At 54.8% G+C, this 3590-nt stretch carries 4 protein-coding genes; 2 read left to right on the top strand and 2 right to left on the bottom strand.

All coding sequences use genetic code 11. The features are described from left to right. A partial coding sequence (locus ACTHSP_RS18840; protein WP_440346665.1) for a lysozyme inhibitor LprI family protein occupies nt 1-855 on the top strand: 855 nt, incomplete at its 5' end. A 54-nt stretch (nt 856-909) separates the two neighbouring features. After that, nucleotides 910-1905 carry a S49 family peptidase gene (locus tag ACTHSP_RS18845; RefSeq protein ID WP_440346666.1) on the top strand — a complete coding sequence of 332 codons (996 nt, stop codon included), beginning with the start codon at nt 910-912 and terminating at the stop codon, nt 1903-1905. Nucleotides 1906-2105: 200 nt separating this feature from the next. Here the strand turns inward: ACTHSP_RS18845 and pdxA are convergent, their stop codons facing one another. After that, nucleotides 2106-3101, bottom strand: a complete 996-nt coding sequence (gene pdxA / locus ACTHSP_RS18850; protein ID WP_440346667.1) for a 4-hydroxythreonine-4-phosphate dehydrogenase PdxA — start codon at nt 3099-3101, stop codon at nt 2106-2108. 157 nt (nt 3102-3258) lie between these two features. Continuing rightward, nucleotides 3259-3590 (bottom strand): cytochrome b (locus tag ACTHSP_RS18855; RefSeq protein ID WP_440346668.1); only part of this gene is annotated, 332 nt, incomplete at its 5' end.

Raw genomic sequence — 3590 nt, forward strand, 5'->3', positions numbered from 1 at the left:
AATGACAACCGCCAATTCGTCGATGCCGACAAAATCATCGCCGCCGGCCTCGAATTAGAAACCCTGCTTGAAGACCCAAAAGAAACCGAAGACAACGGCAAAGCCATCTGCCGCGCCAACCTCAAAATCCGCATTCCAGACACCATCCTCAAAACAGCCATAGACAACAGCCCGCTGATTTACGGCAACACCCCGTTATCCGACATGCTCGAACAAAAACTGATGGGCAGCAACCTGACTTTTGAAAACAACACGTTCAGCACCACCCTGCTCTACACCCCCGACAAAGACGGCAAACTGATTCTCGAAGACAACACCCTGAGCACCACAGCCCAAACCCTTTCCGCCACCCTGCTGCCCTACGGCGTGAAAAGCATCGTCATGATAGACGGCAAACCAGTATCCAAAGAGCAGGCCATCAAGCTGCTGCAAAACCAAAACACAGAAGAGCCGCCGACTGTCAATCCGCAAGACATCCTCGAAAACAACGCCGCCAGCCAAGCCGTCGGCTTGACCGATGATGACGACAATTCAGACTACGAAGTCCTGCGCCCTGACCGCGAAACTCAGCGCAACGAGACACCCGGCCTCAGCCAAAGCGAACTTGACAACGCGCGTGCGCAAAACCGTCAGGCAGACGGCGAGATCAACGACCTTTGGGGCGGCATGGACAGCGATGTCAAACAACAAATCCTCGGCGAACAACGCGCCTGGATTCAAAGCAAAAAACTCAACTGCCAACAAGCCGCCGCGTCTGCAGACAACGCCGCGCAAGCAGAATATCTGCGCCTGCAGTGTGAAACCCGCATGACCCGCGAACGTACGCAATACCTGCGCGGCTATTCCATCAACTAAAACCGATAAGGCCGTCTGAACATTCAGACGGCCCACAAGAAAGCACATCACATCATGCAATACCGAATCCACCGTGAAGGCGATGCCCAAAACACGCCATCTTCAGCCTCCACACCCGTCGACAACTGGGAACGCAACACCCTGCGCGAAGTCCTCCTCGCCGCCTACCAAGAACAGCGCCGCGCCCGCATTTGGCGCAATATCTGGCGCGGCATCGCCGTCCTCATCTTTCTCAGCCTGATCTTCGGCCTCACAGAAGAAGAAGGAAAAACCACGAGCATCCACGCCCGCGGCGAACACACCGCCGTTATCGACCTGACCGGCGAAATCGGCAACGACATCGACGACCAAGTCCAAATCCTGCGCGACAGCATGGAAGCCGCCTATAACAACGGCAACGCCAAAGCCATCATCATCCGCGCCAACAGCCCCGGCGGTTCGCCTGTCGTGTCCAATACGGCCTTTAACGAAGTCCGCCGCCTCAAAGCCGAACACAAAGACATCCCTGTTTACCTTGTTGCCGAAGACATGTGCGCTTCCGGCTGCTACTACATTGCCGCTGCCGCCGACAAAATTTACGCCGACCCTTCCAGCATCGTTGGCAGTATCGGCGTTATCGGCGGCGGTTTCGACTTTACCGGCCTGATGGACAAAGCCGGTGTCAAACGCCGTCTGAAAACCGCCGGCAGCAACAAAGGCATGGGCGACCCTTTCACGCCTGAAACACCGGCGCAAACCCAAATTTGGGAAACCATGTTGGGCGATATCCACCAAGAATTTATCAAAGCCGTCAAACTCGGCCGCGGCGTAAAGTTGAAAAACAAGCAGTATCCCGATGTTTTCAGCGGCCGCATCTATACCGGCAAAGAAGCCAAACAGGTCGGCCTGATTGACGACTTCGGCAGCATTTACAGCGTTGCCCGCGATGTTGTCAAAGCACCCGAACTGGTCAACTACACGCCGCAAGACGATTTCAGCAAAATGCTCAGCCGCCGCTTCGGTGCAGAAGTAAAAGCCAAAGTTAAAGAAACTTTGTCTGAAATTTGGTAAACCAAAAAACCAAAAGGCCGTCTGAAACCCAAAATACCGGGGTTTCAGACGGCCTTTTTATATGGTTTTTCAAATAAAGTGCAGATTATTGCCCAAACATTTATCGGCTTCATCAAACCGACAGGCAAATATCCCCTGATGATGCTTTTACGGGAACATTTTACGCCTGCAAACGATTAAACCTTCACGCTTCAGACGGCCTATTTCTGCATATTATGCGCCATATCAAGCGCGGCGCGGACAGCGGTAATCAGGCTGCCGGAATCGGCTTTGCCCGTACCTGCCAAGTTCAAGGCCGTGCCATGATCGACAGAGGTGCGGATAAAGGGCAAGCCGAGGGTGATGTTCACGCCTTCGCCGAAACCGGCATATTTGAGCACCGGCAGCCCTTGGTCGTGATACATGGCGAGGACGGCGTCGGCGTCTTTGAGCAGGAAAGGTTGGAACACCGTATCGGCAGGATACGGGCCGCGCACGTCTATGCCTTCGGCCTGCAAGGCATGAAGCGCCGGAATAATGGTGTCGATTTCTTCGTGTCCCAAATGGCCGCCTTCACCCGCGTGGGGATTGAGGCCGGTAACGAGGATGACCGGTTTGGCTATGCCGAACTTATGGCGCAGGTCGTGTTCAAGAATGCGGACAACCGACTCGATTAAAGGCTTCGTGATGGCGGCGGAAATATCTTTAAGCGGCAGATGGGTGGTGACCAATGCCACACGCAGGCCGCCGCCGGTCAACATCATGACGACTTGTTCGGTATGGCTTTTTTCGGCGAGGTATTCGGTATGGCCGCTGAAAAAGCCGTTGCTTGCGTGGGCATCGTTGATGATGCCTTTGTGCAGCGGCGCGGTCACCATACCGGCAAACAGGCCGTCTGAAATGCCTTGATACGCCGTATCCAGCAGTCGGAGGACATACGCGGCATTGGCAGGATTGAGTTCGCCCGCCCGACACTCGGCCTCTAAAGGAATATGCAGGACTTCGAGTTCGCCCTTGGGTAACAGATCAGCCGCTTGGGCTTGAAAGTCGCGCAGGATGACGGTCTTGCCGAGCTGTTCGGCCCTTTGCGCCAACAGGTTTTTGTCGCACAAAACGACGGGGCGGCAAGGAAGGTCGGCGAAAGCCAAATCGAGGCAGATGTCGGGGCCGATGCCGGCCGGTTCGCCGGATGTAATGGCGAGAATGGGAGCAGTCATGGTGTTTCTCGGTACGGGTTACAGTATTTAGACAACAGTCAGGCAAAACGCCTGCCCTACTTTTGCAGATTAACACAAATACAAAAAGGCCGTCTGAAAACAGTTTTTGCTTGGTCAAACTGTTTTCAGACGGCCTTGGCTGTTTACCGTTTTACACTTAAGAACGACGGCCGATCATGCGGTATAAAACATCGTGGCCTTGAATGCGGTGAACAACGACCATGGCAATGTGGCCGGCGACAAGCGCGAAGAGCAGCCAGCCGAGTTTGCCGTGCGCCATATTGCCGAGGTTGGACATCCATTCGATTTTTTCAGGCGAACCCTGCATCACTTCGACACCGAATACTTTCAACGGGCCGCGGCCGCCGCCGTATTGGCGGATCATGCCGATAACGGGAACGACGAGCATGAGGACGTAAAGGGCAAGGTGGCCTGCTTTGGCGGCAAAGCTGTCGGCGGCAGGACGTTTGGACGCATTGAGCAAAGCCC

It is taken from the genome of Neisseria sp. P0001.S005 (genome assembly GCF_051963715.1).